The organism is Proteiniclasticum sp. C24MP, from assembly GCF_043951855.1.
In the GTDB taxonomy this organism is placed as follows: domain Bacteria; phylum Bacillota; class Clostridia; order Clostridiales; family Clostridiaceae; genus Proteiniclasticum.
This window is the reverse complement of the sequence record NZ_JBINJW010000008.1, coordinates 81,195-107,691: the sequence shown is the minus strand read 5'-3', so window position 1 is coordinate 107,691 and position 26,497 is coordinate 81,195. Positions and strand designations below refer to the sequence as shown.

Here is a 26,497-nt window from a genome sequence, read left to right as displayed (position 1 = left end):
TTCATTGGGTCTTGGATTTATTTCTTCTATTATATCAACTAAAGGGCTTCGTTTCATAAAAAACGAAAGAAATGTGCCGTAAACCCTTAATATATGTGTGAAACAGGAGATTTGTAACAATTAAGTCTTAATTATTATATAATTTTGAATTAATAATAAGTTATAATAGAGACATATAACAAAAGAAACTGAAGAAAGGATTGTAAATATGGATCAATATCAGTCTGAACCAAAGGATTTCATAAATAGAGAACTGAGCTTTCTTGAATTCAATCATCGTGTACTGGAAGAAGCCAAAGACAGCAACAATCCTTTACTGGAAAGATTGAAGTTTGCGGCCATCGTCATTTCCAATCTTGATGAGTTCTATATGATCCGGTACGGAACCTTATCCGATCAGATTCATGCAAAAATCTATAAGCGGGATTCTTCCGGAATGACACCCAAGGAACAGACCCAGGCCATCAATAAAAGAACCGGGGTACTGCTTCAGGATCTTTATGAGCTGATCAATGGAGATATCAAGAAAGAACTGAAAAAGCTTGGCATTGAATTTGTGACTCATAAAGAACTGGATGAGGAGCAGAAGAAGTTCATCGACAAGCTCTACATCGACAGTATTTATCCGGTACTCACACCCATGGTGGTTGACTCCACCAGACCGTTCCCGCTGATCACCTCGGAAACACTGAACATCGCTGTTCTTCTGGAGGACAAACAGTCTCTGGAGAATCACCATATCGGAACGATACAAGTCCCCAATGTCCTTGACCGGTTCTATTATCTGCCGGGTGGAAAAGGGGACAGCAGGAAATACATCATGCTCGAGGAAATACTGAAGCTGAAGATACGAGACCTGTTCAATGCTTTTGATATCCTGGGTTATTCCTGTTATCGAATCAGCAGAAATGCGGATCTGGAATATAATGAAGAAGAAGCAGATGATCTTCTTGAAGTCATTAAGGAAACCATCAAACTCCGTAAATGGGGGAATGTGATCAAGCTTGAAGTGGAAGACAATGTGTCTGGTGAACTTCTGGAATACCTCATGGATGAGTTTGAAATCACCGAGAACAACGTATTCAAGATCAAAGGTCCGCTGGATCTCAGATTTCTTCATAAAGTCAGTTCACTGCCATCTGATGATACCCTGAGATTCAAGGAAATCATTCCTCTGCCGGTACCGGAACTTCTCATCCATGATGATCTTTTCCAGTCCATCGCTCATAAAGATGCACTGCTTCACCATCCTTATGACAGCTTTTCCACCATCATCAAGCTGATCAGACAGGCTGCGGTGGATCCTGATGTTCTGGCCATCAAGCAGACCCTTTACAGAGTGTCTGGAAATTCTCCTATTGTAAAGGCACTGGCTGAAGCAGCGGAAAACGGTAAGCAGGTGACCGTACTCGTTGAGCTCAAAGCCCGTTTTGATGAAGAAAACAACATCAACTGGGCCCTGAGGCTTGAAAAAGCCGGGTGTCATGTAATCTATGGTGTAACCGGTCTGAAGACCCACTGTAAGGCGCTTCTCATCATCCGAAGAGAAAACAATGAGATCAAGCGATATTTCCATGTGGGCACTGGTAATTATAACGACATCACAGCCAAACTCTACACAGATGTTTCTCTTGTTAGCTGCAACGGGGAACTGGCAAAAGATATCTCTGATATCTTCAACCGTCTGTCCGGACACTTCAGATACGATAAGATGAGACAGGCAACCCTTGCACCGGAGGATATGCGCAACAAGTTCACAGAGCTCATTGAAAATGAGCGGAAACTGGCCAAAGATGGAAAGAAAGCACTGATCATTGCCAAAATGAATTCTCTGGTGGATAAGGACATCATCGAAAAACTTTATGCCGCCTCAAAAGATGGAGTCGAAATCGAACTGATCATCCGGGGCATCTGCTGCTTAAGACCCGGCGTGAAAGGAATCAGTGAAAACATCACGGTACGGTCCATAGTAGGAAGATTTCTGGAGCATTCGAGGATCTTCTATTTCCATAATAATGGAGAAGAGGACATGTACATCGGAAGTGCGGACTGGATGGAACGAAACCTCAACAAGCGGATCGAGCTTCTGATCCCCATCCATAACGGAGAAGCAAAACACAAACTGAAAACCATCCTGGAGTACAATCTCAAGGATAACATGAAAGCAAGAGTTCTGAAGTCAGACGGCAGCTATACACACATAGAAACAAAAGACGATCCGTTCAACTGTCAGGAAGAACTCATCGCAAGAACACAGAAGAAATTCAATAAATATAAAAAGAGACTGGCCAAACTTCAACAGGAAGGCCATTATTCAACGTAAGAATTGGGGGTAATCATATGAAAATCAAACTGAACACAAGGTATCCTGAGCATGATGTGCTGGTGGAAAGACTCTCACAGGAGCTTCCTGAGCTCATCATCAGATCAAAGGAAAGAGAATGGGGTGCAGACAAACCATCCTTCAAGCACAAGAAAAAACTGTACGAATTCGATAACATTGAAGAATTCATGAAACAGGCAAAGAAAATACTGAAAATGACGGACTCTGATTTTTCGAAGAAGACCATTCCTCTGGTAGATGACATCGATCCCAATGAAATGGGTGAAATCAGGAAAGTGGAAGAGCTTATCCTTGAAATTCCTGTGGAAAAATACAACCTTCAGGACCTGAACATCAAACTGCGTCTTGGCGCTCACCAGGAAAAGAGCAGCACTTACGAAAGTGATCAGCAGACACTTCATTACGAAGTCGAGGAAGATGTCCAGGTGGATGAGGATTCGGACAGCATGGTGGAGGAAACGGACGAGGCTGAAATTTCCATGACTTCCATAAACAACGACATCATCCTTGATATCCCGTCAGAGAAATACAGTCTCAGCGACCTGAACCTGAGCATCAAATTCACACAATATGGGGAAGCCAGTTCTACCTATGAAGTGAGAAAAAGCGATGAGAAATCTGAACCATCCGATCCTTCCAAGGAGCCAGGACCTGAAAAACCCTGATTTTTAACAGATAGACCCGCTGAATGAACGAGAAAAAAAGAGATCAGATGTTCAAAATCTGGTCTCTTTCCTGTTTCACCGAATTATTCCGACAGCAGGGACATTCTGACTTCATCAAGGAGCTTCGGATCGTTGGTGATGATGCCGTGAACGCCTGAAGCAATCAGACTTCTCATTCTTCTGGGGTTGTCTACCGTCCAGGGCTGGATGAGAATCCCGGACCGTTTCATTTCTCTGAGGACCCAGGGCTGAAGAAAGAGATGTCTTGGATGTATGTAGGAAGCTCCGAGAGACTTGGCGACACTTCCTCCTTTATGCAGCCAGTAGTCAGTAAGAAGGGCAGTTTCAATATCCGAATCGATCCTTCTGCACTTCACAATGCTCTTCTGGGAGAAAGAGCATAGTATCACATTCTCTTTCAGACCATAATGCTCAACCATTTCAATGGTTCGTTCTTCCAGATCCGGATAGCTGAAGACATTATTCTTCAGCTCAATGATGGTCGCGATCTTCTGATCTCTTATGAACTCGAAGTATTCTTCCAGAGTAGGGATTCCATTGTTCTCATATACGCCTTTGAAAAGGACGCCGGCATCCATATTACGCAGTTCCTCTGCAGTATAGTCTCTGATGTATCCTTTGACCTGCGTTGTGCGGAGCAGCTCATCATCATGGAAAATCACCACATGACCATCCTTTGACTGGTGGACATCCAGCTCTATGGCGTCACAGCCGGCCAGAATGGCCTCACGAAATGCCAGCATGGTATTTTCCGGATATATTCTGCTGTAGCCTCTGTGTGCGATATTCCTGATCATAACTTCTCCTTGACTTGCTTCTTCTTCTATTTCTTACATTATAGCAAATTACAGGCAGCGAATACACCCGAAAGCGTCCGACTCAAGTCTCAATGAGGGTATTCAGGCAAACTGAAATATGTTACAATCAACAAAAAAGAACTTAAGTTCTAAGGAGGGATTGCATTTTGAACTCTATCCGCATCGTACAGAGTGGAGATTTCCACCTGGATTCACCTTTGGCTCTGCATCATCAGTCCTTCCGGAAACAGAGAAGAGAAGAGCTACTTCAGTCTTTCTCAAGACTTGTTGATTTTTCCATAAAGACGGAGGCTGATCTGCTTATTCTGACTGGCGATCTTTTTGATTCTGCCAGAGTCACGCCGATAACCCTTAATTATCTTGCGAAGGAAATGAGCCGTTTCCCCGGGAAGATTTTCATTTCTCCTGGAAACCATGATCCTTATACATCTGCAAGTCCTTATGAGATATACAGATTTCCGGAAAACACCCATATATTCAGAGACTACGAGGAAATTCATCTGAAGGAGCTGGACTGCCTGGTCTGCGGACAGGGATTCACCAGTGCGTATCAGCATGAGAATATGCTTCTTGGAAAGAAGTCCGATCATCCGGCGTCCATTAAAATACTTGTGATGCATGGTGAAGTCACATCCGGAACCTGCGAATATAACCCTGTTTCAAAAGAAAGCATCGAAGATAGCGGCTTCAGCTATATTGCATTCGGACATAGACATGAATACAGCGGAATCCTTGCGGCGGGAAGGACCTCCTATGCCTATGCAGGAATTCCTGAAGGGAGAGGGTTCGATGAACTGGGGGACAAAGGCATCATTTCCGGTGAGGTCTTTGAGAAAGGAACCGCTCTTTCCTTCCGAAAAACGAGCAGCAGAAACTACGCCATCATCAATGTTTCTGTTTCAGAGGTTTTCACCACTGAGGAGATTGCCCGGCGCATTCTGGATGCGGTTCCAGATAGAAAAGATATCTATAAGATCGAACTGTCAGGAACGGTTCCTTCCTATCTGTATCTGGATCTCGCAGGCATTGAAGCGATACTCGCCATGCATCTGGTTTATTTCACTTTGACGGACAGGACCTCTGTCCATGACAGTATGGAACCGATCAGTGAAAACACCCTGAGAGGTCTATTTATGAAAACGATCAGGGAGCGCAGAGAAAAAGCGTTCACCAATGAGGAACTGCTGGAAGAAGCATCGAACATGGGGCTTCGGATATTGTCCCAGGAGGATTTCTGATATGCTGATAAAAAATATCTCCATAGAACAGTTCGGAAAACTGAAGAAAAGATCTTTTGAATTTCACGAAGGAATCAATGTGATCCAGGGAGAAAACGAAGCCGGAAAAAGCACCTTGCAGAGCTGTATCCTGTCCATGTTCTATGGGGCCAGGACCAGCAGAAGATATAATCTGGATATCCGGAAAAGATACATTCCTTTTGGCGGGAATCATACCCTGGCAACCATGGAAGTCGCACTAGAGCATCAGAATCTGATGATTGAGCGAAAGATTTCAGGGAAGAGGAGAGAGGATCTCTTCAGAATCTATGACAGCGATACCTATGATCAGGCTTCTTTTTCCGAAAATCTGGGTAAAGAATTGTTCGATGTGGAGCTGGAGGAATTCGTCAAAACACTTTATATCAGTCAGAACGGCACAAAGTTTCTCAATGAGAAGGATGAAGCTCTAGCCACGAAACTGACCAATCTTCTCGAATCCGGTGATGAGGAGATTTCCTTTACGAAAGCAATGAACACCATTGACAAGGAAATGAAGCTCATCAAAGGGGCACGTAAAAACGGCAGGCTGGATGTTCTGTATCAGGAGCTTTCTGGACTTCATATCTCACTGGAAAAGGCGAAGGCCATGCAGAAAAAGATTCTTGAGCGGCAGAGCGCACTGGACCGGCTGCAGGAAGAAGAGGAGGATATCAGGAAGAAGAAAGAAGAAGTACGGATTCTCAAAGACAGAATACACCTATACGAGGTGAAAGACGAGTTTCTCCGGATCCGCAGAAATCTGGAAGAGCTGAAAAACATGAAAGAACAGAAGACCACCCGATTCATGCTGGCAGAGGATAAGGAACTGAAAAACATCAGGGAAAAGGAGATGAAGCTGAGAGATCTCGAAGAAGATCTTTCCCTTCTGGAGGATCATCTGGAAGGCCTGAAAAGAAGAAAGATTGAAACGGACATGAGTCTGGAACCTTTCAAAGGATATGAAGAGATCGGCAGAGAAGCCCTCCTTACTATGGTCCGTCTTCAGGGCGAGGAACTGCTCATCGAGGAAAAGCTGAAATACTTTAAAAATGATTCAGCCTTGAATAAAAACCTCCTGGAGAGACGGGAAGAGCTCAGCAGATTGCTGAAGAACTATGAAAAGCACCTTACAGGGCTGAAATCCAAGAGACCTGTTTACATACTCACTTCAGCTGCCATACTTCTTTCCGCTTTTGTATATCAGGCTCTGATGAAAGACAGCTGGACGGCTGTCATGATCGGAGCTGCCTCTTTCGTGATATTTTATCTCAGCAGAACTCTGGAGAAAATGCGTATATCTCATCATCTTCATAAAGTGGAATCCATAGAAGGGACGATCAGGACCATGAGTGAAGCACTCAAGATGGATCCCAATGAAGTGATCCGTTCCAAAAGGCTCATCGAAAAGATGCCCAGAGACAAAGAGCGGTTGCAGCTGATCAGGAGACAGGAGGAGGTGCTAAGCTTCAAAAACAGCGTCTTTCAGCTGACCAATACAGGATCCGTGGAAGAACTGATGAAAGGAGAAGAAAAGTACACTCAACTCCTGGAAAGGGAGAAGGAACTACGAAAAGAGATTGAGGTACATGAAAAAGAGGTGGAGACAAAGAAAGAACGGAAGGAAGACCTTCTTCGAAGCTACAAAGAGCTCCTTGCAGAGATCGGCTATAGAGAAGAGGAGCACGATCTGTACAGCTTTCTGGATCTTTATGATCTGGAGATCATGAGACTTCAGGAAGTCTCAAATAAAGAAGCCGGACTGAACTACGCATTGAAAGGACTCATAGGAGACCGGGAAGAAAGCGAAGTCCAGAAAGAACTGGATGCCATAAGCTCTCTTGGCATATCAGAGAATCTGGATCTGCAGACTCTGGAGAACAGGGATCGTGCACTCACTGAAAGGCTGCAGGAAATCCATCAGAAGCACGCTGAGCACCATCTGGAAATGAAAGAGATGAATTTCCAGGAACCGCTGCAGATGGAAGAAGCCATTCTCAGTCTGCAGGAAGAAGAAATGATGCTCAAGAGAAGATATGAAGTACTGGAGCTGACAAAAAGTCTCATGGAAGATTCCTATGAGAAGCTTCGGAAAGAGTTCACCGGACCACTCAACGACAGTGTGACCGCAATCTACAGGGAAATCACCGGAAAAGACAGAACTGTTAAAGTAAGCGAGGTCTTCTCCATGAATTATCAGGAAAGCGGTATGCTCTGGCAGGACACCTTCCTTTCTCATGGTTCCATGGAACAGCTCTATCTGTCCTTACGGATCGCCATGGCGGATCTCATCTATAACGGTAGAAAGGTTCCCCTGATTCTGGATGAAGCATTTTCCAGTTATGATGAAGAAAGGCTGAAGAAGACGCTTCTTTTCCTCCAGAAATGCACAGACCGCTATCAGATTTTCATCTTCACCTGCCATAAGAGAGAGATGGACATACTGAAGGAGAATGCACGCACCCTTACCCTATGAGAAAGAGAGTCATTGGCGGTCAATAGCAGAGCGCAGCTTATGAACGATTTCTGAAATTCCCGCTGAATACGGTTTCAGAAATCAGTTCTATGTTATAATGAGAGTGTAAAAGAAATATGAAAGAGGTACAGTGCATATGAATATTGCTTTTTTTCTAACCCCAAAGTCAGAGCTGATTTATGAGATGGTGGATTCCACCATGAGGCAGGTTCTGGAGAGGATGGAACATCATGGCTATTCTGCAATCCCACTCATAGACAATGATGGGAAGTATGTCGGAACTCTTACTGAAGGTGATCTTCTCTGGAAGATCAAAAACACACCGGGTCTTTCCTTCAGAAACACCAATAAAGTAAAGGTAAAGGATATTGAGCGAAGAAAAAAACATGAAGTGGTCACCATCAGTGCAGATATCAACAATATCATTGTTTTAGCACGTACACAGAATTTTGTTCCAGTTGTTGACGACGAAGGGGTGTTTATCGGTATCATCAAGAGAAGTGATATCATTGACTACTGTTATAACCTAATTGCAGACGATAAGATGATCGGTTAATAACATATTGTTCTCAAAAAAGCTGAAGAAACTTCAGCTTTTTTATGTTACTATGTTGATATAACTATGCCATAAAAGGCGCACGAAAGGGGTAAGGGCTACTATAAAGCCTAGTGAAGAATATGGATGAAAAAAACATGAATGATATTTCCATGGAAGAAGCAATGGAAGGATTCGCTTTGAATAAAGTGAAGGATGGAGATATTCTCGAAGGTACAATTCTGAAGGTGAACAAGGATGAGGTCATCGTAAACATCAACTATTATGCGGATGGTGTGATTCCAAGAGAGGAACTCACGAAAGACCATCATGAGGACATCACTGAAACCAACAGCATCGGTGACAAAATCAAAGTGGTTGTCCTGAAAGCCGATGATGGGGAAGGCAATGTTCTTCTGTCTAAAATCAAGGCGGATGCCATAGTAGCAAAGGAAGAACTGGAAAAAGCCCTCGAAGAGAAGAAGGCTGTGGAAGTGAAAGTCATTGAAGTAGTCAAAGGCGGCTTAAGAGTATTCTTCCATGGTCTTTCCGGATTCATGCCTGCATCGCTTGTCTCCAACACCTATGTGGAGGATCTGAGCGTGTTTACAGGGGAAACGCTGAAAACTTATGTGGAGGAGTACGAAGAGGAACAGAACAGACTCATCTTTTCCAGAAAAGCGTATCTCGCCGAAAAAGATGCGGCAGAGAAAGTACGACTTCTGGCTACACTGAAGGAAGGTCAGTCTGTGGAAGGAACTGTTTCAAATATCACTTCCTACGGTGCTTTCGTCGATCTGGGCGGACTCATCGGTCTTGCTCACATTTCCGATCTTTCCTACGGAAGAATCAATCACCCAAGTGAAGTGGTCAGCGTAGGAGACAAAGTCACTGTTCATGTGCTGAAGATCGACCAGAAGAAGGAAAAGGTCTCCCTTTCCCTGAAGAATAAGGGTCAGGATCCATGGAACAGGGTTCACGAAATGAAGATCGGCCATGTATATGAAGCTTCAGTGAAGAAAATCATCGATGCAGGTGCCATCGTGCAGCTGGAAAACGGCATTGACGGACTTGTCCATATCAGTGAGATCAGCTATGATCATGTTTCTGATGTCAATGAGATTCTGAAAGAAGGCCAGAAGGTGAATGTCAAGCTGCTTCAAATCGATGATGAGCGTAAGCGTGTAAGTTTCTCCATCAGAGATGCGAAAGAAGAAGACCAGAGTTTCTACGAAGAAGAAGAAGCTGTGACTCTTGGAGACGTATTCCAGAACCTGATGGATAAGTTCAAGGAGGACAAGTAGAAAATGAGTATATTAAGCCAGTATGAACCGAAGAAGGTGCTTCATTACTTCGAGGAGCTGACAAAGATTCCAAGAGGATCAGGCAATGAAAAAGCGGTCTCGGATTTTCTGAAGAAGTTTGCGGAAGAGAGAAACCTCCAGGTGATTCAGGATGAAGTCATGAACATCATCATCAAGAAACCTGGAACACCAGGATATGAATCCAGCAGTCCTGTGATCATTCAGGGGCATATGGATATGGTGGATGAAAAGAACAATGACACCACCCATGATTTTTCAAAAGATCCTCTTAAGCTGAGAGTCATGGAAGACCACCTGTATGCCACCGGAACAACGCTAGGCGCGGACAACGGAATTGCCGTTGCCTATGCTCTTGCGATTCTTGACAGTGACGATATACCACATCCTCCTCTTGAAGTGCTCATCACTGTTGAGGAAGAAACAGGCATGATCGGTGCTGCCTCCGTAGAGGGAAAACACTTTAAAGGGAAAATGCTCATCAATATCGATTCTGAAGAAGAAGGTACTTTTCTGGTGAGCTGCGCAGGCGGAGCAAGACAGACTGTCAGACTTCCCCTTCACACTGCAGCTGCACAAGGTCTTTCCTACAAGTTAAGCATCACAGGCTTAAAGGGCGGACATTCCGGCATGGACATCATCAAAGAACGCGGGAATTCCAATGTCCTGCTGGGAAGAACGCTTTATATGCTGAAAGAAAAGTACGATTTCCTGATCACCGGTCTTCACGGAGGGTCCAAAAACAATGCCATTCCAAGAGAAGCGGAAGCGATTCTTGTATTCAGCGGCAATGTGGATGGGCTTCTGGAAGAGGTTGCCAGGATTGAAACAGCTCTGGGGAAGGAAATTGAAACACAGGACGATGATTTCAACATCACCTTCAGCAGAACCGATTCGCCGGCAGAGTGCTATGACAAGGAAACAACGGAAAAGGCCATCGGTCTTCTCTTCACGCTTCCGAACGGTGTGATCAGTATGAGTCAGGACATCAATGGACTTGTGGAGACTTCTCTGAATATGGGTGTTCTTCATGAAAAGAATCATGAACTGTATTTCGATTTTGCAGTGAGAAGCAGTGTCGGATCCAGAAAAGAGATGGTTCTGGATAAAGTGAAAGCCATCGGAGATGCTTTTGGCGCGGAGACTGAAATCACTTCCTCCTATCCGGAGTGGAGATACGCTAAGGACTCCAGTCTGAGAGATGCTTTCATCAGCGTATATGAAAAGAAATACGGTGTACTGCCTAAAATTGAAGCCATTCATGCCGGTCTCGAATGCGGAATCCTATCAGGCAGAATTGACGGACTTGACATGATCAGTCTGGGACCCAACCTTTATGATGTACATACACCAGATGAACACATGGATCTGAAATCGGTCAGAAACGTCTATGAGTTCCTGCTGGATGTTCTGAAACATCTGAAATAAAACTTTGATGAAACATGAGGTGCAACATGAAGAACTTTAAAGACAGAGATTTTCTGCTGAAGCAGAAGGACCTGATTCTCCTTGACGTGCGCTTTGATATGAGCAATCCGAAGCGCGGCATGGAATCCTATCGGAAATCCCATGCCAAAGGAGCCGGATACCTGGACCTGGACAAGGATCTGGCGGGACCTGTGAAAAAGCACGGTGGAAGGCATCCGCTGCCGGACCAGGATGAGTTTCAGGAGAAGCTGCGTGCGCTGGGCGTCAGCAATGATTCGAAAGTGCTGATCTACGATGACGGAGATAACTCCACAGCAGGAAGACTATGGTGGATGCTGAAATATTACGGTCTTGAAGACGTCTTTGTTCTTCATGGCGGGTTCAGCACACTTCAGGAGGAGGATCTGACGGACAGAAAGGAAAGTTTCCCAAGAGGTAACATCACCTTGAAGCCCGATGATTCCATGACAGCATCCTATGAAGAAGTGCTTGCGTATTCAAAAGATGATGCATCCGATGATAAGGTCGTTGTAGATTCTCGCAGCGCAGAACGTTACAAAGGGATAACTGAGCCCATCGACATCAAAAAAGGACACATCAGAAATGCGGCAAATATATGCTACAGGAGTCATTTCAATGAATCGAATCACATCGACCTGGAAGCGCTGCAGAAGAACTTTCAGGAGATAACCGGATATGATGATGTGATTTTTCATTGCGGCTCTGGCGTCACCGCCTGCACGAACATCATGGCTTTTGACGAAATCGGAAAAAAATCAAGATTATATATAGGTAGTTTCAGTGACTTTGTCAGTTATGAGGAAAATACCGTAGAAAGGGAATAGTGATGAAGAACAGGCTTATTGGAATGAGAACCATTAAGACAGCCCTTGTCGTGATTATTTCATATATCGTATCTTCTCTGATCAATGATGAACTGTCCTTTGCGCTCATATATGCAGCAGTCATCTGTGTGGAAACCTCTGTGGTATCCAGTGTGAAAATCGGATACAACAGAGTGCTCGGGACTGTAATCGGCGGAGTCATCGGACTGATCATGAATTATGTTCCGCTCTATGGCGCATTCACCATGGCTATAGGCGTCATCATCACCATCATGTTCACAAACCTTCTGAATATCAAGAAAGCGACAGGAATCGCCATCACCCTCGTGGTCATCATCATCATCGGATCCGCTGATACTTCTCCGGCCATCTATGCGATGCAGAGAACACTGGATACCATCATAGGAATTGTCATTGCAACCATTGTCAACATGGTCATCTATCCACCGGACCAGATGAGAATGGTGAGAGAGAGCTTTGAACACTTCAAGCATTCCGCAAAGGAAATCGTATCGGAAGTCATTCTCTATGAGATCGACAACGGACTGGTGACCTTGACAAAGGATCTGGATGACTTCAAGGAAAAGTACAACTCTCTCAGCAAGGAACTCAAGATTCTCAAGAAATATGATATGGAAGACTATGAATACTACACACAGATGATGGAAGCTGCTGAAAAAGTGCTGATCTATACAGAAGCCATTTCACTGAGTGATCCGGATGTGAAGATGACTGCAGACAACAATCAGAAGCTCACGAAGATTCTGGCGAAAGATATGAAGCAGACTGAATTTGTCGATCTCAACTCTTCTACCAGAGAAGATATGATTTTCAACTACAATCTGGCAAAGCTCATTTCTGCGATGGAAAAGATTCTCCGTGTCAGAATTGTGAGAACGGACCAGACCTAGATATACAGAAAAGATCTTTCTTTTATGGAAGATCTTTTTCTTTTTTTTGAAATTGTATTGAAGTTTCACTTCTCTATCTCGTATAATTGTCATGAAGTTTGGAATAATGATAGTGGTCCATCCTTACTTTCACTTCAGAAACAGCAGAAAATAAAGATAAGCTTAAATTGACTTTAAATCATCTTATCTACCTTGTACAAAAATTTCTATGATGGTAAACTAATAAGTAGGAATTTTTTAGAAGCAAATTTCTATGATGAATTAAACTGGAGGTGTTCCAATGAATTTTATACTGGCATCAGGTTCATTAAGAAGGCAGGAGCTGATTCAGAGAATGGGCATAGACTATCAGGTCATTGTCTCGGATTTTGATGAAGACAACGTCCCTTATGATGGTGATCCTGAATCCTATGTGAAAATTCTGGCTTCAGAGAAAGCGAAGAACATCCTAAGTAAAGAAACCAGTAACTCCTTTATACTTGGTGCGGATACAATCGTCTGCGCTCAAGGAAAAATTTTAGGAAAACCGACTGACAGGGAAGACGCCTTTTCCATGATGAAGATTCTGCAGAACAATACCCATGAAGTTTATTCTGGGCTTGCACTCATTCATGAAGAGAAGGGTATCGTCGAAACTGTTTCCAGAAAAACTTCTGTGCAGTTCTCTTCCATGTCAGATGAAGAAATTCAAACCTACCTGGACAAGAATGAGTGGAAAGATAAAGCTGGAGCTTATGGAATCCAGGGAGCTGCAGGTCTTTTCATAGAAGGGATCCATGGAGACTATTACAATGTAATGGGTCTGCCTTTGAACACCCTATATCACATTCTCAGAAAACATCAGATCATCATGTAATGGAGTGGGGAATCTAGGAGGATTTTATGGAGAATAAAATCATGGATATGCCCCAGAATGAAAGACCACAGGAAAGACTTTTACGCTATGGAGCGGACAGTCTTTCAAACAGCGAGCTTCTGGCTGTTATTTTAAGGACAGGAACGAAAAACGAAAATGTGATTAACCTGTCTCAAAGAATCATTACTGCTTTTAACGGAATCAATGGCCTTCTAGAGGCATCACAGGACGATCTGATGAAAATTTCCGGAATCAAGGAAGCAAAGGCTTCACAGATTCTTTCCATGGCTGAAATGGCGAAAAGATTTCAGACCTATAGAAGCGGAGACAGCTATAAGATCAATTCACCCGGTGATGCTGCGGATCTGATCATGGTGGAACTGAGAGAATTCAAACAGGAAGTCCTTAAAGTGCTTTTGCTGAATACGAAGAATATTGTAATCGGTATGTACAACGCATCTATGGGCAGCCTGAATTCATCCATAGTCCATCCCAGAGAAATATATAAGGAAGCCATCAGAAAAAGCGCTGCATCGATCATTATGGTGCACAATCATCCTTCGGGAGATCCATCTCCCAGCAGTGAAGATCTTGCTGCTACCGGGAGAATTAAAGAAGTTGGTAAGATTATCGGGATAGAGCTTCTAGACCATATAATCATTGGAGACGGGAAATACATCAGTTTAAGAGAAAAAAACCTATTGTAAATTTGAAAGGAGTTATTTATTAATGCGTTTATTTGGAATGAGTAAGGATATGGGGATTGACCTGGGAACAGCCAATACCCTGGTATATGTAAAAGGAAAGGGGATTGTTCTAAGAGAACCTTCCGTTGTGGCTTTCAACACCCACACCAACAAGCCGCTGGCTGTGGGAGAAGAAGCAAAGAGAATGATCGGTAGAACCCCGGGCAACATCGTCGCTGTAAGACCTCTGAAGGATGGTGTTATTGCAGATTTCGATGTCACGCAGACCATGCTGAGACAGTTCATTGAAAAAACCGCATCAAAATCAGCCTTCACATCACCACGAATCATCGTTTGTTTCCCATCCGGTGTGACTGAAGTGGAAAGAAGAGCAATTCTGGAAGCCACAAAACAGGCTGGTGCAAGAGATGTAATCCTAATGGAAGAACCGATGGCAGCTGCCATCGGTGCAGGACTTCCAGTCGATGAACCGACCGGTTCCATGATTGTGGATATCGGCGGAGGTACAACGGAAGTCGCAGTGGTTTCACTGGGCGGTATCGTTGTGGCGAAATCCCTGAGAGTGGGCGGAGACGAAATGGATCAGGCCATCGTAGCCTACATCAAAAGAGAATACAATCTGATGATCGGTGAAAGAACATCCGAAGCCATCAAAATGAATATCGGTTCTGCATTCAAGATTGAAGGCAGCGAAGAAGAATACATGGACGTGAAGGGAAGAGACCTAGTCACAGGACTGCCTAAGGTGATTTCCGTGTCCGAAACGCAGATCAGAGAAGCTCTGCATGAACCAATCTCAGATATCATTGAAGCTATTAAGACAACACTTGAAAAGACACCACCAGAATTATCAGCTGATATTATGGATAAGGGCATAATGCTTGCTGGCGGAGGCGCGCTTCTGAAAGGGCTGGGTGAACTGATCACACATGAAACCCATATGCCTGTAGAAATCGCGGAATCTCCTCTAGACTGTGTTGTACTTGGTGCAGGAAGAGCATTAGATAACTTCGATAAAATCGCAAGAAGCTATTAATTCATGGCTAGGCTATTAAAGAACAAGCTGTCGAGAAAAATCGTGATCTTGACAGCTATTCTGCTTGTAATCTTCGGGATTACTGTATATAAGGACAACAAGTCCTTAGTGGAAAGCGGAGCAGGGGCTGCCCTTAACCCTGTTCAGAAAGTGATCTATTCCACTAACAAAAGACTGGAAAGTCTTATTGATTTCTTCCTCAGATATGAGGATGTGAAAAACGAGAACGAGGAGCTTCTTCTTAAGAACATTGAGCTGGAAGCTAAACTTCGCAGTTTTGATTCTCTTCAGGAAGAGAATGAGAAACTGAAAGAGATGTTTTCCATCAAGAACAGACAAGACCAGTACGACTATCTCGGCGCCAATGTCATTGGCAGAGCTGGAGGAGGCATCATCACTTCCTATATCATTGATAAAGGAGAGGAGGAAGGACTCCAGGCTGGTATGGCCATCATGAGTCAGGAAGGGATTGTCGGTCAGATTACTGAAACTGCGGCCACCTGGTCCGTTGTAGAAACGCTGTCCAGTGAGAACATTTCAATCCATGTGACGACTGTGGAAGACAAGATAAACAGTGGGATACTAGAAGGACATATCGGCAGCGGTCAGAAACAGATGGCGAAAATATCGTATCTTCCCATTGACTCCACCATAAAGGAAGGAGACACCGTGGTGACATCTGGACTCGGCAGATTCTATCCACCAGACTTCTTTATAGGTGAAGTGGTACGAGTGGAGGAGGATAAAGGAAATCTGATGAAAACCGCAATTGTTGAAACTGCAGTGAATTTCAACGATGCCAGAATGCTTTTTGTCATTCTGCCGAAAAATATGGAGGATGTGGAATATTGATGAGGAGAATATTTATATTGTTCACAGCAGTATTCCTACTTCTGATTGATCAGACGGTGCTTCCTTTTCTATCGGTTTTCAGTTCCTATGGAAGTATTCTCTTCAGTTTCTTCGGTTTATTCGCCATGATGACCGACTACGAAGATGCGATCATTCTGGCACTCATTGCTGGCGTGCTGCAGGATCTGTTCTTTCCCTATGCCTTTGGACTGAACACTTTGGCGAATCTGTTCCTTTTTCTGGGCCTTTCAAGAATCGGCTTATCACTGAAAGAAGGGAAGAAAACCATCCCGATCCTATTCGTTACCTTGGCTCAGGGGGCAAAGACCCTTGTGATTCTGCTTATTCTCTTTCTCTTCGGAGTGAGAGGGAACGTTTTTTCAATTATTGTGACGCCAGTCTACACTCTGATCCTATGTATGCTGATCTACAGAATAGTAGTTTCCTACAGCAGAATACCGATTGTGAAAAAAGAATGGCGATTCTGAGAAAACCTGCACTGCAGGTTTTCTTTTTTACTATATGCGTGAAATTATCGATAATTTGCCATTTTTCAGTTATATGAGTGGAATTATTCATTCAAATCCTATAAAATAGATTTTAGGTGTTATTTTTAAGCATATTGGAGGGAACCAATGACTAGTATCGATAGAATTCAGGTGAAGGGAAACCGCAAAGGCCTTAACCTGATTATCAATCTTTTAGAATTCAATTCGACTGAAGAATTAGTTGAAGCCGTAAAAAACAAACTGGAACCGCTGAAGAATTTTTACAGTGGAAATACAGTATATGTGACTACCTATCCAATCAGGTTAAAAGATGACCAGAGAGCGACCCTGGAAAAGGTTCTATCTGAAACCATCGCTCTTTCCAGTGTGAACTTCGAGGAATCCAACAGAAAAGAGGATCTTCCAACTGTCTTTTCCGGTGTAGAAGAAGGCAATACCAAGTTTATAACAAGATCCATGCGAGGTGGCCAGATGGTCGATTTCAAAGGAAATGTTGTAGTGATTGGAGACGTTCATATCGGTGCTGAAATTTTTGCAGAGGGAAACATTGTCATTCTCGGTCAGCTGAAAGGACGCGCTTTTGCTGGCACATCCGGCAATGAAAATGCATTTGTCGCTGCTATAAGACTGACCCCATCCCTGCTTTCCATTGCAGGTACATTCGGAAGACCCGCAGAAAGCGACACAAGCTTCCCTGAAGTTGCGAAACTGCAGGATGGAAACATCTATGTAGAACCATACATACCAACTAAATTTGAATATTAGAGAGTAAAGAAGGAGAGACTTAAATGCCAGAATCGATTGTAATCACATCCGGTAAAGGTGGCGTGGGAAAAACAACTACCACAGCCAACATCGGAACAGCTCTAGCACAGCTCGGACATAAAGTTGTTGTTATTGACGGAGATACAGGACTTCGTAACCTAGACGTGCTCATGGGACTTGAAAACAGAATCGTCTATACCCTCATGGACTACTTCGATGGAAGGTGCAAGCTGAAACAGGCTCTGATCAAGGACAAGAGACTGCCACATCTTTGCCTGCTTCCAACAGCACAGACCAGAGACAAGAATGACATCAGTACAGATCAGATGATCGAACTGATCGCAGAACTGAAAAAAGACTTTGATTATATTCTCATCGACTCTCCTGCAGGAATCGAGCAGGGCTTCGAGAACTCTGTTGCCGCCGCAGACAGCGCAATCATAGTGGTCAATCCTGAAGTCACTTCTGTAAGAGATGCTGACAGAGTAATCGGAAAGCTGGATTCCAAAGGAATCGAGAATCACAAGGTTGTCATCAACAGACTGAATCATGAAATGACAGAAAGTGGAGAAATGCTCAACGTGGAAGATATTCTGGAAATCCTGTCCGTAAAGCTTTTAGGTATCGTTCCTGATGACCGCAGCATCACCATCTCCACCAATAAAGGTGAGCCTGTGGTGACAACGGAAGGATCCCTGGCCGGTACAGCCTTTATCAATATAGCAAAGAGAATTACGGGAGAAGACATCCCGCTTCTTAACCTGAAACCAGAGGAAGAAGGATTCTTCAGTAAACTATCCAAACTATTTAAGAAAAGATAAAGGGGGTACGATATGGATATTTTCGGATTTTTCAAGAAGAAGAATGGATCAAAAGATACAGCAAAAGACAGACTGAAACTAATTCTTATGCACGATCGTGGAGACGTTTCTCCTGAGCTGCTGGAAAATATCAAAAATGATATTTTAGAAGTGCTTAGAAAATATGTCGAAGTGGATGCAGACCAGGAACTGGATCTGCAGATTACCCAGACAGACAGCGAATATGGTTCTGTACCTGCGCTTGTTGCAAATATTCCGATCAAGAAGAAGAAATAAAACCATAAGAAAATGTTAAATTGAAAGTAAGAGTTGTATGAGTTAATATATTAATGCATACAGCTTTTATTTTTAGTCCTTACAACAGGATGGGAAGGTTATTAAATGAATTTACTTAAATCATTACTCATAGATAAAAAAGATCTGAAAGAACTGGACTTCGGGATGCTTTTGAGCGCCATGGCCATACTTGTTTTCGGTGTGTTTAACATTTACACCGCAACCAGCGGATATTACGCAAAGCTTCAACTGACGTGGCTTCTGCTTTCCCTTGGTGTGGTATATATCATACTTCTTATGGATTACAGAAAAGTCTACAAGATCGTAGATGTGCTGTACTGGATCGTGGTACTCATGCTGATTTTCGTGCTTTTCACCACCAAAGTGAAAGGGGCAGCGGGCTGGTTCAGTATCGGAGCAAGAGGTCTTCAGCCAGCTGAATTCGCTAAGCTCACCACCATGCTCATGGTGGGAAAGCAGCTTCATAAGGTGGATGGCAACATCAACAACCTGAAAAACTTCATCGTAGTCACCATATATGCGCTGATTCCGGTGGTTCTGATGCTTCTGCAGCCTGAGATGGGAATCACTATGATCACTTTCTTCATTGTGCTGGGCATCTATTTCGTCATGGGACTTTCCATGAAAGTCATCTTCGCCGGATTCGGATTTATCGGTCTATCCATACTGGTTGTGTTGAAGACGAACTTTCTGCCCTCTCACTGGAGCGACAGACTGACCAGTTTTCTCTTCAACGAAGGCAGTGAACTCGGAATCAACTATCAGCTCAGCCGAAGCGTAATCAGCATCGGTTCCGGAAAGCTCACCGGAAAGTTCAGTTTTCCGAGATTTCTCGAAGATATGACCAGCGGAAGTCAGACAAGCACGCAGTTTTTCAATCGTGTCCCGGAAAACCACACGGATTTCATCTTTTCGGTTCTGGCGGAAAACTTCGGTCTCATCGGTGGTGTCACATTGCTTCTGCTCTATGGTTATCTTCTGTATAGAATGATCCGAGTGGCGAGAAAGACGGAAGAAGATGATATTTTCGGCAAGTGCATCGCTGTGGGTGTATTCTCCTCCTTTCTGTTTTCCATTCTTCAGAACATCGGTATGACCATGGGCATCATGCCCATATCAGGAATCACACTGCCCCTTGTATCCTATGGAGGAAGTTCGGTTCTGACCACGTTCATCGCCATTGCCATGGTGCTGAATGTAGGCATGAAGAAAAAGACGACATTATTCTAAAGCAGGATGCATACTATCAAGGAGAAGAGAGAGTTCTCTGGAAGGTTGGAACAGATGATAGAACTATTTATTGAAGAAGATCAGTATCGCAGAATTGCGATTAAAGAAAGCGGTGTTTTATCTGAATGCTACTTTGAAGATAAAAATCAGGAAGTCAGGTCAGGCGATATTTTTCTCGGCATAATCCGAAAAAAAGTGAAGGCGCTGCACTCTGTCTTTATTGACATCGGTCTCAAAAAGAATGCGTTTCTTTATGTCACAGACAACAATAACTTTCAGGATTACAAGGAAGGGCAGAGTATCCTTGTGGAAGTCATCAAGGAAGAAGAGGGCAGTAAGGGCACCAAGGTAACAGATAAGATCTCTCTGGGGGGCCGATTTGTCGTGTTCTTTCAGGGCAAGGGAATCGGATATTCCAAAAGGCTGGACCGGGAAAAATTTCTGGAGAAACAGGGGAATCAGAATACGAAAGAGGGTTTCAGGATACTGTTTCGTTCCGCTGCCATGGATGCAGACCGTGAGGAGCTGGAGAAAGAGATCGATGAGATTCACACTGCTTTCACAGATATCCTTAAAAAAGCGGAAACCGGCATGGGGCCCAAGCGGCTTTATGGTGAATCCTCCATTCTGGATCGTATCTTAAGAGACCGCTTCAGTGAGATCAATATGATCTATGTAGATACCCGAGAAACGGCGGATCGATTGAAGAGCGAATACGGACTTCCTTCCCTTGTCCACGGAACCGGAAGAAGTCTTTTTGATTTCTATGGCATAGAGCAGGAGCTTCTGAAGCTCAGACATCGGAAAGTGCATCTCAAGGATGGAGGAAATCTGGTCATAGAAGTCACGGAAGCCATGGTTGTCATTGACATCAACAGTGCAAAGTACACTGGCATGAAAAACAAAGAGGATATGGCACTGGCCATGAATCTGTCGGCAGTGGAAGAAATCGCAAGACAGATCCGGCTCAGAAATCTTTCAGGAATCATTCTTGTGGATTTCATTGACATGTCTTCTGAGATCAATCGCAAAAAACTTCAGGAAGCCATGCAGGAGAAGCTTCAGGAGGATCCCCTGTTTTCACGCTGTTATCCGCTAACAGAGCTGAATCTCATGCAGATGACAAGAAAGAAGAAGGGTTATCCTGTCTATCATTTCATTGAAGAGGAATGCGGATCCTGCGATCATAAGGGGAAAAGGCTCAGCTACGAGTATCTCAGGAAACTGATCAAAAACGAACTGATGAAGAAGGTGGACAATATCGAGATCCTGGATTATCTCGTAGTCATCGGGAGTCCTTATGAAGAGCGGGTCCGTAAAGACATCAGCGGTTTCCTGAATGAAATCGGTGCGGAAGGAAAACGAATCTATCTTGAGTTCACCGAATCTGGCGATGACTTCAGAATTGAACCTCTGGTCTTCAGAAATCAGATTCAGGAGAAGGAGAAATATCTCATTACCGAGTAAATATTTCTTTACATAGTGAAACTTCATTGCTATAATACTATGTAGGCCGCTCAGAAGAGGTTTTATTTAAACAGCGTTGATTTGCTGTGCCTTAAAGGCGAGTACTGATATGAGGAGGTGTTTCATATGTTCGCAATTATAAACACAGGTGGTAAGCAGTATAAAGTTTCTGAAGGAGATCTTCTCAAAGTTGAGAAAATTTCAGCTGATGTAGACTCCACTGTAGAACTGACAGATGTTTTAGCAGTATCCAACGGCGAAGGAGAACTTACAGTAGGTAATCCCGTAGTTGAAGGTGCTAAGGTAACCGCTAAGGTTATTGCTCATGGCAAGTCCAAGAAGGTTATCGTCTTCAAGTTCAAGCCAAAGAAGGATTTCAGAAAGAAGCAGGGTCACAGACAGCCTTTCACGAAGATTCTTATCGAAAAGATCGAAGCTTAATCATGATTGAAGTTCGATTTTTAAGAAAATCCGGTGATCTCGTTGGGTTTACCTACGATGGTCATGCAGATTATGATGAGTACGGGAAAGATATTGTATGTGCTGCCGTCACTGCACAGTGTATGATGGCATATAACGGCCTGGATGAAATCATGAAGATCAGAAACAGAATCGACATGGATCAGAATGGCGGATATTTATCCGTAAGTATCGATAGTGCGAGTCCTGAAGAAAAAAAGGATGCACAGATATTAATGGAAACATTATTATTAGGAATTAAAGCAATTGAATTGCAATACGGAAATTTTATAAAGCTAATTGAAGAGGAGGTGTAACACCATGCTTATATTAAACCTTCAGTTCTTCTCATCCAAAAAGGGTGTAGGAAGTTCAAAGAATGGAAGAGATTCTGAATCCAAGAGACTTGGAGTGAAATCAGCAGACGGACAGTTTGTTCTTGCTGGAAACATCCTGGTTAGACAGAGAGGAACAAAAATTCACCCAGGCACAAACGTTGGCAAGGGTAGTGATGATACTTTATTCGCAAAAGTTGATGGAGTTGTAAGATTCGAAAGACTTGGTAAGGATAGAAAGAAAGCGAGTGTTTACCCAGTTGAACTGGCAGCAGTTGCAGAATAGTAAGCAAACAAGGGCCTGCTTGAACAGCAGGTCCTGTTTTTTGAAATTGGTTCATTTATTTTCATGATGACTGGAATCTATTTATAGTATAATAACAGATAGATGACACAGATGAACCAGAACGCAGAACACACAAAACCTAAGGCAGGTGAAAAAAATGAACATGTTTATTGATATAGCAGATATATTCATCAGAAGTGGAGACGGAGGAGACGGAGCCATATCCTTCAGACGTGACAAGTATGTGTCCCATGGCGGACCAGACGGCGGTGACGGAGGAAAAGGCGGGGATGTCATTTTTGTCGTGGATCCTTCTATGACGACATTACTCAATTTTAAATACAAGAGAAAATTTGCTGCAGGAAACGGAGCCCATGGCGGACAAAGCAAATGCTACGGACCCGCTGCAGACAATCTTGAAATTCCAGTACCACTGGGTACAATCATCAAGGATAAGGAATCCGGTAAGATCATCGCTGATCTATCAAAGACAGATGACCGGTATACTGTACTAAGAGGCGGCAAGGGTGGTAAAGGAAATGCCAAATATGCCACTTCCACCAGACAGGCACCGGATTTTGCTGAACCAGGGATGCCAGGAGAAGAAAAGAACATCACACTTGAGCTGAAGCTTCTTGCGGATGTAGGACTTCTCGGGTTCCCGAATGTGGGTAAATCCACACTGCTGTCCAAAGTCTCAAAGGCGCAGCCGAAGATTGCAAATTATCATTTCACAACACTGGAACCCAATCTGGGCGTTGTGGCAATGCCTGGCATCAATCCTTTCGTCATTGCTGATGTACCAGGAATCATCGAAGGCGCTTCCGAAGGGGTAGGCCTTGGCATCCAGTTCCTGAGACACATCGAAAGAACAAGACTTCTTCTTCATATCGTAGATATCTCCGGTATTGAAGGAAGAGATCCTTTTGAAGATTTCAGACTCATTAATGAGGAACTGAAAAGATATAAACTAGATCTGACAGACAGACCTCAGATCGTGGTGATGAATAAAGTGGATCTGCTTTTTGACAAATCCTACATGGATGAATTCAGAAAGAAAGTGAATGAGCTCGGATACAGTGAAGTTTATGCCATGTCCGCCGCAACAGGGGAAGGCGTAGCAGAACTGATGAAGATGTGTGCTGAAAAGCTGCAGTCCATTCCAGTAGTGGATACCGTCTATGATGATGATGAAATGTATATTCCAGAAGAAAAACATTTCACTTATGAAATCACAGTGGACGAAGATGGCGTATTTGTAGTTTCAGGGTCCTTTGTGGACCGTCTGCTTCATGCACTGAATCTGAACAATCCAAGTCACCTGAGATACTTCCATAAAGTACTTGGCAACAAGGGTGTGCTGAGCGATTTGAAGGAAATGGGCATACAGGACGGCGATTCAATCCGATTGAACGATTTTGAATTCGAATACTATGCATAGGAGAAAAAACATATGATTACAACAAAACAGAGAGCTTACCTGAGAAGTCTTGCAAACAAGATCGACTCGATTTTCCAGATCGGAAAAGGCGGTATAGAAGCTCCATTCATAAAACAGGTTGAAGATGCTCTTGAGAAAAGAGAGCTTGTGAAGATTACTGTACTGGAAAACAGTGGGATGGATCCTAGGGATGCCCACGATCATCTGGTCGGAGCCCTTGGATGTGAAGGCGTTCAGGTTATCGGTTCCAAAATAGTGCTTTACAAGGAAAGCAGAAACAACAAAAAGATCGAACTTCCAGGAAAATGAGAATAGGCATTCTAGGGGGGACCTTCAACCCCATACACAACGGTCATTTATATATGGCTTTTGAAGCCAAGGAAACCCTAGAGCTTGATAGAGTCATTTTCGTGCCCAATTATATTCCTCCCCATAAAGAGGCTTATGAAAGGAATCCCGAAGATGTGCTTAAGATGCTTGAACTTGTTCTTGAAGAATATGAAGATTTCAGTATCTCCACGTATGAACTGGAAAAACAGGGCTTAAGCTACACATATGAAACGCTTGATTATTTCACGAAGATCTATCCCCATGATGAACTCTATTTTATCATCGGGGAAGATTCTTACGTGAATTTTTCTCGTTGGAAAAATCCTGAAATCATCATTTCGCTGGCAAAGCTGGTTGTGTTTCAAAGGCATGGATTTGATGAGCATGAGCGTCTTCGCACCAGAACACTCCTTGAAACCCATGGGAAGACTCCTGTCATGCTGGATTCCATGATCCTTGAAATCTCAAGCAGCGATATACGAAACAGAGTGATGAAAAATAAGGAAATCCGATATCTGGTACCTGAAAAAGTGAGGGATTACATTTATGAGCATGAACTATACAGAGCAAACACCGTGGAGCAGGAAAGATCTCCTTGACTATCTCTCGAGTCATCTGAAAGAAAGCCGACTTCAGCATATTCTTGGCGTTGCGAAAGCGGCAAAGGAACTGGCAGCGCTTTATGACTCAGATGGGGATAAGGCGGAGATGGCCGCTCTGTATCACGATATACTGAAAGATAAGGATAAAGCCTGGCTTGTAGGCTATATGCGTGATCATGGAGAAGAACCGGGAGAAGGTCTTCTTGCGTGGAAGACGCTTCATGCTCCCGCAGGGTCGATATTCGCCAGGGAAGTCTGTGGTCAGCAGGATGAAGAGATTCTTCGCGCGGTAAGATATCATACCACTGGGAGAGCAGGCATGTCACTTCTGGAAAAGATCATTTTCGTAGCTGATTATATTGAAGAAGGGAGAACCTTTAAAGGTGTGGAGCGTTTAAGAGCACTGGCCGGATCGGATCTGGACAAGGCTGTTCTGGCTTCACTGGAAAGCAGTATTACCTATCTCAGGAAAAGCGATGCGCATGTCATGTCTCAGTCACTTGAAGCAGTGCAGTACTATACGGAAGCCATCGCTGGAAAGGATTCAAAATGAAAAGTACCATGAAAGTCATTGAAAAACATATTCCACTCTCCTATGTAGGCATGAAAATAAAAACCTATCTGAAAGAAGAGATGAACCTGTCCACAAGATTCATTCGAGGCGCAGCCATGGAAAAGAGAATCAGGATCAACAATAAACCTGTAAAACTGGATTACATCCTCAGAGAAGAAGACCATCTGATCATTTCACTGGTCAGCAAAGAGACGCAGAATATAGAAGCAGAGGATCTGCCGATCTCCGTAGTATACGAAGATGATGCAATCCTCATTGTGAACAAAGCACCCTACATGGTTGTTCATCCTACCAGGAGACACCAGAGCGGCACTCTTGCCAATGCTGTGATGCATCACTACAGAGCGAGCGGGGAAGATACCATCATCAGACTGGTTTCCCGATTGGATATGAACACCTCTGGTCTGACCATTCTTGCCAAGAATCAGTTCGTTCATTCTAAAATTTCACAGGACATGCAGGACGATAATTACGACAAATACTATGTTGCCATAGTGAAAGGGGAATTCCCTGAAGACATCAGGCTCATCGATCTTCCCATCTATAGAGACGGTGACGGCGCTTATAATCGAGTCATCGATGAGAGAGGCCAGGAAAGCCGCACAGAGGTGGAAGTGATAGAAAGGTGCAATGGATACTCTCTTCTGCTTCTGAAGCTTCTGACAGGCCGTACGCACCAGATCAGAGTGCACTTAAGCCACTTGGGATATCCCATCATCGGTGATGAGCTGTATGGAGGTGAATTGACAGATCTGGATCGCCAGGCGCTCCATGCGCTTTATATTTCCTTCCAGCATCCCGTCACAGGAAGTCCCATGGATGCCTATGCGAATCTTCTGCCCGATATGTATCAGGCTGGAGTCGATATCGGCTTTGATATGAGTAAAATCAATAAGAACCTTTTTAAGAAGAGATGACGAGAAACTCGGCATCTCTTCTTTCTTCTTATTTGAGGACTCATTTTGCGCATGTTATAATCAGAGAAACATCTGATGATTCAGAATACTGAAGGAGTGAGATCATGAGTTACAGAAAGAAAAACGAATCCGGAAGCCATGGTGGCAATCTGGACTACATTCTGGACGATTATAAGCGGAATGAAAAGAAGGTCATGGAAAACAGCTGTGTAACCGGAAGCGATTCCGGAAAGACAGATGACGGAAGTTTCAGGATGCAGAAAATCATGAAACTGATATCCGTACTGAGCACATTTTCACTCGTTCTAGGATTCCTCGTGTTTCTAGCATTGAGGTTTTTCTGAGAACGAAGTTTTCATTCAGATGGAAAGGATTTGAATGCATCGCCACGT

At 43.6% G+C, this 26,497-nt stretch carries 29 protein-coding genes; 28 read left to right on the top strand and 1 reads right to left on the bottom strand.

What is annotated here, in order from left to right; genetic code table 11:
• Positions 1 to 175: 175 nt before the first annotated feature.
• Both ppk1 and ACHAL6_RS08060 read left to right on the top strand, forming a co-directional pair.
• Positions 176 to 2,323 carry a polyphosphate kinase 1 gene (ppk1, locus tag ACHAL6_RS08065; RefSeq protein ID WP_395269943.1) on the top strand — a complete coding sequence of 716 codons (2,148 nt, stop codon included), beginning with the start codon at positions 176 to 178 and terminating at the stop codon, positions 2,321 to 2,323.
• Positions 2,324 to 2,340: 17 nt separating this feature from the next.
• Positions 2,341 to 3,009, top strand: coding sequence for a hypothetical protein (locus tag ACHAL6_RS08060; RefSeq protein WP_395269916.1), 669 nt, complete (start codon positions 2,341 to 2,343; stop codon positions 3,007 to 3,009).
• An 83-nt stretch (positions 3,010 to 3,092) separates the two neighbouring features.
• Here ACHAL6_RS08060 and ACHAL6_RS08055 read toward each other — a convergent pair whose 3' ends face one another.
• Complete coding sequence (locus ACHAL6_RS08055) at positions 3,093 to 3,827, bottom strand: glycerophosphodiester phosphodiesterase (RefSeq protein WP_395269914.1); 735 nt, start codon at positions 3,825 to 3,827, stop codon at positions 3,093 to 3,095.
• A gap of 167 nt (positions 3,828 to 3,994) precedes the next feature.
• On the opposite strand from ACHAL6_RS08055, the gene ACHAL6_RS08050 reads away from it, so the two are divergent.
• The 26 genes from ACHAL6_RS08050 to ACHAL6_RS07925 all read left to right on the top strand — a co-directional run bounded on the left by ACHAL6_RS08050 (position 3,995) and on the right by ACHAL6_RS07925 (position 26,449).
• Entirely contained in the window at positions 3,995 to 5,086 is a 1,092-nt protein-coding gene (locus ACHAL6_RS08050; RefSeq protein WP_395269913.1) for an exonuclease SbcCD subunit D, read from the top strand.
• A gap of 1 nt (position 5,087) precedes the next feature.
• Positions 5,088 to 7,580, top strand: a complete 2,493-nt coding sequence (locus ACHAL6_RS08045; RefSeq protein ID WP_395269912.1) for an AAA family ATPase — start codon at positions 5,088 to 5,090, stop codon at positions 7,578 to 7,580.
• Between the two features lie 136 nt (positions 7,581 to 7,716).
• Positions 7,717 to 8,136, top strand: a complete 420-nt coding sequence (locus ACHAL6_RS08040; RefSeq protein ID WP_395269910.1) for a CBS domain-containing protein — start codon at positions 7,717 to 7,719, stop codon at positions 8,134 to 8,136.
• A gap of 137 nt (positions 8,137 to 8,273) precedes the next feature.
• On the top strand, positions 8,274 to 9,419 hold the full coding sequence (gene rpsA, locus ACHAL6_RS08035) for a 30S ribosomal protein S1 (protein ID WP_395269909.1): 1,146 nt from the start codon (positions 8,274 to 8,276) through the stop codon (positions 9,417 to 9,419).
• 3 nt (positions 9,420 to 9,422) lie between these two features.
• Positions 9,423 to 10,865, top strand: a complete 1,443-nt coding sequence (locus ACHAL6_RS08030; protein ID WP_395269907.1) for an aminoacyl-histidine dipeptidase — start codon at positions 9,423 to 9,425, stop codon at positions 10,863 to 10,865.
• A 26-nt stretch (positions 10,866 to 10,891) separates the two neighbouring features.
• Positions 10,892 to 11,710, top strand: a complete 819-nt coding sequence (locus tag ACHAL6_RS08025) for a sulfurtransferase (protein ID WP_395269905.1) — start codon at positions 10,892 to 10,894, stop codon at positions 11,708 to 11,710.
• Positions 11,711 to 11,712: 2 nt separating this feature from the next.
• Positions 11,713 to 12,621 (top strand): aromatic acid exporter family protein, encoded by a 909-nt coding sequence (locus ACHAL6_RS08020; protein WP_395269903.1) that lies wholly within the window; start codon positions 11,713 to 11,715, stop codon positions 12,619 to 12,621.
• A gap of 280 nt (positions 12,622 to 12,901) precedes the next feature.
• Positions 12,902 to 13,477, top strand: a complete 576-nt coding sequence (locus tag ACHAL6_RS08015) for a nucleoside triphosphate pyrophosphatase (RefSeq protein WP_395269902.1) — start codon at positions 12,902 to 12,904, stop codon at positions 13,475 to 13,477.
• A 26-nt stretch (positions 13,478 to 13,503) separates the two neighbouring features.
• Positions 13,504 to 14,184, top strand: a complete 681-nt coding sequence (gene radC, locus ACHAL6_RS08010; RefSeq protein ID WP_395269900.1) for a DNA repair protein RadC — start codon at positions 13,504 to 13,506, stop codon at positions 14,182 to 14,184.
• Between the two features lie 22 nt (positions 14,185 to 14,206).
• Positions 14,207 to 15,220 (top strand): rod shape-determining protein, encoded by a 1,014-nt coding sequence (locus ACHAL6_RS08005; RefSeq protein WP_395269899.1) that lies wholly within the window; start codon positions 14,207 to 14,209, stop codon positions 15,218 to 15,220.
• 3 nt (positions 15,221 to 15,223) lie between these two features.
• Entirely contained in the window at positions 15,224 to 16,072 is an 849-nt protein-coding gene (gene mreC / locus ACHAL6_RS08000; protein ID WP_395269897.1) for a rod shape-determining protein MreC, read from the top strand.
• A gap of 17 nt (positions 16,073 to 16,089) precedes the next feature.
• Positions 16,090 to 16,560: a hypothetical protein gene (locus tag ACHAL6_RS07995; protein WP_395269895.1), complete on the top strand. Its 471-nt coding sequence runs from the start codon at positions 16,090 to 16,092 to the stop codon at positions 16,558 to 16,560.
• A gap of 147 nt (positions 16,561 to 16,707) precedes the next feature.
• Positions 16,708 to 17,346 carry a septum site-determining protein MinC gene (minC, locus tag ACHAL6_RS07990; protein WP_395269893.1) on the top strand — a complete coding sequence of 213 codons (639 nt, stop codon included), beginning with the start codon at positions 16,708 to 16,710 and terminating at the stop codon, positions 17,344 to 17,346.
• A gap of 23 nt (positions 17,347 to 17,369) precedes the next feature.
• Complete coding sequence (gene minD / locus ACHAL6_RS07985) at positions 17,370 to 18,167, top strand: septum site-determining protein MinD (protein ID WP_395269891.1); 798 nt, start codon at positions 17,370 to 17,372, stop codon at positions 18,165 to 18,167.
• 12 nt (positions 18,168 to 18,179) lie between these two features.
• Positions 18,180 to 18,443 carry a cell division topological specificity factor MinE gene (gene minE, locus ACHAL6_RS07980; RefSeq protein ID WP_395269889.1) on the top strand — a complete coding sequence of 88 codons (264 nt, stop codon included), beginning with the start codon at positions 18,180 to 18,182 and terminating at the stop codon, positions 18,441 to 18,443.
• 105 nt (positions 18,444 to 18,548) lie between these two features.
• Positions 18,549 to 19,694: an FtsW/RodA/SpoVE family cell cycle protein gene (locus ACHAL6_RS07975; RefSeq protein WP_395269887.1), complete on the top strand. Its 1,146-nt coding sequence runs from the start codon at positions 18,549 to 18,551 to the stop codon at positions 19,692 to 19,694.
• A gap of 54 nt (positions 19,695 to 19,748) precedes the next feature.
• The gene (locus tag ACHAL6_RS07970; protein WP_395269885.1) at positions 19,749 to 21,161 is read left to right on the top strand and encodes a ribonuclease E/G; all 1,413 of its coding nucleotides are present in this window, start codon (positions 19,749 to 19,751) and stop codon (positions 21,159 to 21,161) included.
• Between the two features lie 126 nt (positions 21,162 to 21,287).
• Positions 21,288 to 21,602: a 50S ribosomal protein L21 gene (gene rplU, locus ACHAL6_RS07965; protein WP_395269884.1), complete on the top strand. Its 315-nt coding sequence runs from the start codon at positions 21,288 to 21,290 to the stop codon at positions 21,600 to 21,602.
• A gap of 2 nt (positions 21,603 to 21,604) precedes the next feature.
• Positions 21,605 to 21,937, top strand: a complete 333-nt coding sequence (locus ACHAL6_RS07960; RefSeq protein WP_395269882.1) for a ribosomal-processing cysteine protease Prp — start codon at positions 21,605 to 21,607, stop codon at positions 21,935 to 21,937.
• Between the two features lie 4 nt (positions 21,938 to 21,941).
• On the top strand, positions 21,942 to 22,241 hold the full coding sequence (gene rpmA, locus ACHAL6_RS07955) for a 50S ribosomal protein L27 (RefSeq protein WP_395269881.1): 300 nt from the start codon (positions 21,942 to 21,944) through the stop codon (positions 22,239 to 22,241).
• Between the two features lie 163 nt (positions 22,242 to 22,404).
• Complete coding sequence (obgE, locus tag ACHAL6_RS07950) at positions 22,405 to 23,682, top strand: GTPase ObgE (protein ID WP_395269941.1); 1,278 nt, start codon at positions 22,405 to 22,407, stop codon at positions 23,680 to 23,682.
• Between the two features lie 12 nt (positions 23,683 to 23,694).
• A complete protein-coding gene (gene yhbY, locus ACHAL6_RS07945; RefSeq protein ID WP_395269880.1) occupies positions 23,695 to 23,991 on the top strand; it encodes a ribosome assembly RNA-binding protein YhbY in 297 nt (98 codons plus the stop codon).
• Entirely contained in the window at positions 23,988 to 24,611 is a 624-nt protein-coding gene (nadD, locus tag ACHAL6_RS07940) for a nicotinate-nucleotide adenylyltransferase (RefSeq protein ID WP_395269879.1), read from the top strand. The genes yhbY and nadD overlap by 4 nt, the downstream gene beginning before the upstream one ends.
• Positions 24,559 to 25,167: a bis(5'-nucleosyl)-tetraphosphatase (symmetrical) YqeK gene (gene yqeK / locus ACHAL6_RS07935; RefSeq protein WP_395269877.1), complete on the top strand. Its 609-nt coding sequence runs from the start codon at positions 24,559 to 24,561 to the stop codon at positions 25,165 to 25,167. The genes nadD and yqeK overlap by 53 nt, the downstream gene beginning before the upstream one ends.
• Entirely contained in the window at positions 25,164 to 26,105 is a 942-nt protein-coding gene (locus tag ACHAL6_RS07930; RefSeq protein WP_395269876.1) for an RluA family pseudouridine synthase, read from the top strand. Before yqeK ends, ACHAL6_RS07930 begins: the two co-directional genes overlap by 4 nt.
• A gap of 104 nt (positions 26,106 to 26,209) precedes the next feature.
• The gene (locus tag ACHAL6_RS07925) at positions 26,210 to 26,449 is read left to right on the top strand and encodes a hypothetical protein (RefSeq protein ID WP_395269874.1); all 240 of its coding nucleotides are present in this window, start codon (positions 26,210 to 26,212) and stop codon (positions 26,447 to 26,449) included.
• Positions 26,450 to 26,497 lie beyond the last annotated feature (48 nt).

Coding starts and splice junctions, on each gene's coding strand:
- ACHAL6_RS08060 (WP_395269916.1), top strand. CDS start 2,341: ATGAAAATCAAACTGAACACAAGGTATCCTGAGCATGATGTGCTGGTG.
- ACHAL6_RS08055 (WP_395269914.1), bottom strand. CDS start 3,827: ATGATCAGGAATATCGCACACAGAGGCTACAGCAGAATATATCCGGAA.
- ACHAL6_RS08045 (WP_395269912.1), top strand. CDS start 5,088: ATGCTGATAAAAAATATCTCCATAGAACAGTTCGGAAAACTGAAGAAA.
- ACHAL6_RS08040 (WP_395269910.1), top strand. CDS start 7,717: ATGAATATTGCTTTTTTTCTAACCCCAAAGTCAGAGCTGATTTATGAG.
- rpsA (WP_395269909.1), top strand. CDS start 8,274: ATGAATGATATTTCCATGGAAGAAGCAATGGAAGGATTCGCTTTGAAT.
- ACHAL6_RS08030 (WP_395269907.1), top strand. CDS start 9,423: ATGAGTATATTAAGCCAGTATGAACCGAAGAAGGTGCTTCATTACTTC.
- ACHAL6_RS08025 (WP_395269905.1), top strand. CDS start 10,892: ATGAAGAACTTTAAAGACAGAGATTTTCTGCTGAAGCAGAAGGACCTG.
- ACHAL6_RS08020 (WP_395269903.1), top strand. CDS start 11,713: ATGAAGAACAGGCTTATTGGAATGAGAACCATTAAGACAGCCCTTGTC.
- ACHAL6_RS08015 (WP_395269902.1), top strand. CDS start 12,902: ATGAATTTTATACTGGCATCAGGTTCATTAAGAAGGCAGGAGCTGATT.
- radC (WP_395269900.1), top strand. CDS start 13,504: ATGGAGAATAAAATCATGGATATGCCCCAGAATGAAAGACCACAGGAA.
- ACHAL6_RS08005 (WP_395269899.1), top strand. CDS start 14,207: ATGCGTTTATTTGGAATGAGTAAGGATATGGGGATTGACCTGGGAACA.
- mreC (WP_395269897.1), top strand. CDS start 15,224: ATGGCTAGGCTATTAAAGAACAAGCTGTCGAGAAAAATCGTGATCTTG.
- minC (WP_395269893.1), top strand. CDS start 16,708: ATGACTAGTATCGATAGAATTCAGGTGAAGGGAAACCGCAAAGGCCTT.
- minD (WP_395269891.1), top strand. CDS start 17,370: ATGCCAGAATCGATTGTAATCACATCCGGTAAAGGTGGCGTGGGAAAA.
- minE (WP_395269889.1), top strand. CDS start 18,180: ATGGATATTTTCGGATTTTTCAAGAAGAAGAATGGATCAAAAGATACA.
- ACHAL6_RS07975 (WP_395269887.1), top strand. CDS start 18,549: ATGAATTTACTTAAATCATTACTCATAGATAAAAAAGATCTGAAAGAA.
- ACHAL6_RS07970 (WP_395269885.1), top strand. CDS start 19,749: ATGATAGAACTATTTATTGAAGAAGATCAGTATCGCAGAATTGCGATT.
- rplU (WP_395269884.1), top strand. CDS start 21,288: ATGTTCGCAATTATAAACACAGGTGGTAAGCAGTATAAAGTTTCTGAA.
- ACHAL6_RS07960 (WP_395269882.1), top strand. CDS start 21,605: ATGATTGAAGTTCGATTTTTAAGAAAATCCGGTGATCTCGTTGGGTTT.
- rpmA (WP_395269881.1), top strand. CDS start 21,942: ATGCTTATATTAAACCTTCAGTTCTTCTCATCCAAAAAGGGTGTAGGA.
- obgE (WP_395269941.1), top strand. CDS start 22,405: ATGTTTATTGATATAGCAGATATATTCATCAGAAGTGGAGACGGAGGA.
- yhbY (WP_395269880.1), top strand. CDS start 23,695: ATGATTACAACAAAACAGAGAGCTTACCTGAGAAGTCTTGCAAACAAG.
- nadD (WP_395269879.1), top strand. CDS start 23,988: ATGAGAATAGGCATTCTAGGGGGGACCTTCAACCCCATACACAACGGT.
- yqeK (WP_395269877.1), top strand. CDS start 24,559: ATGAGCATGAACTATACAGAGCAAACACCGTGGAGCAGGAAAGATCTC.
- ACHAL6_RS07930 (WP_395269876.1), top strand. CDS start 25,164: ATGAAAAGTACCATGAAAGTCATTGAAAAACATATTCCACTCTCCTAT.
- ACHAL6_RS07925 (WP_395269874.1), top strand. CDS start 26,210: ATGAGTTACAGAAAGAAAAACGAATCCGGAAGCCATGGTGGCAATCTG.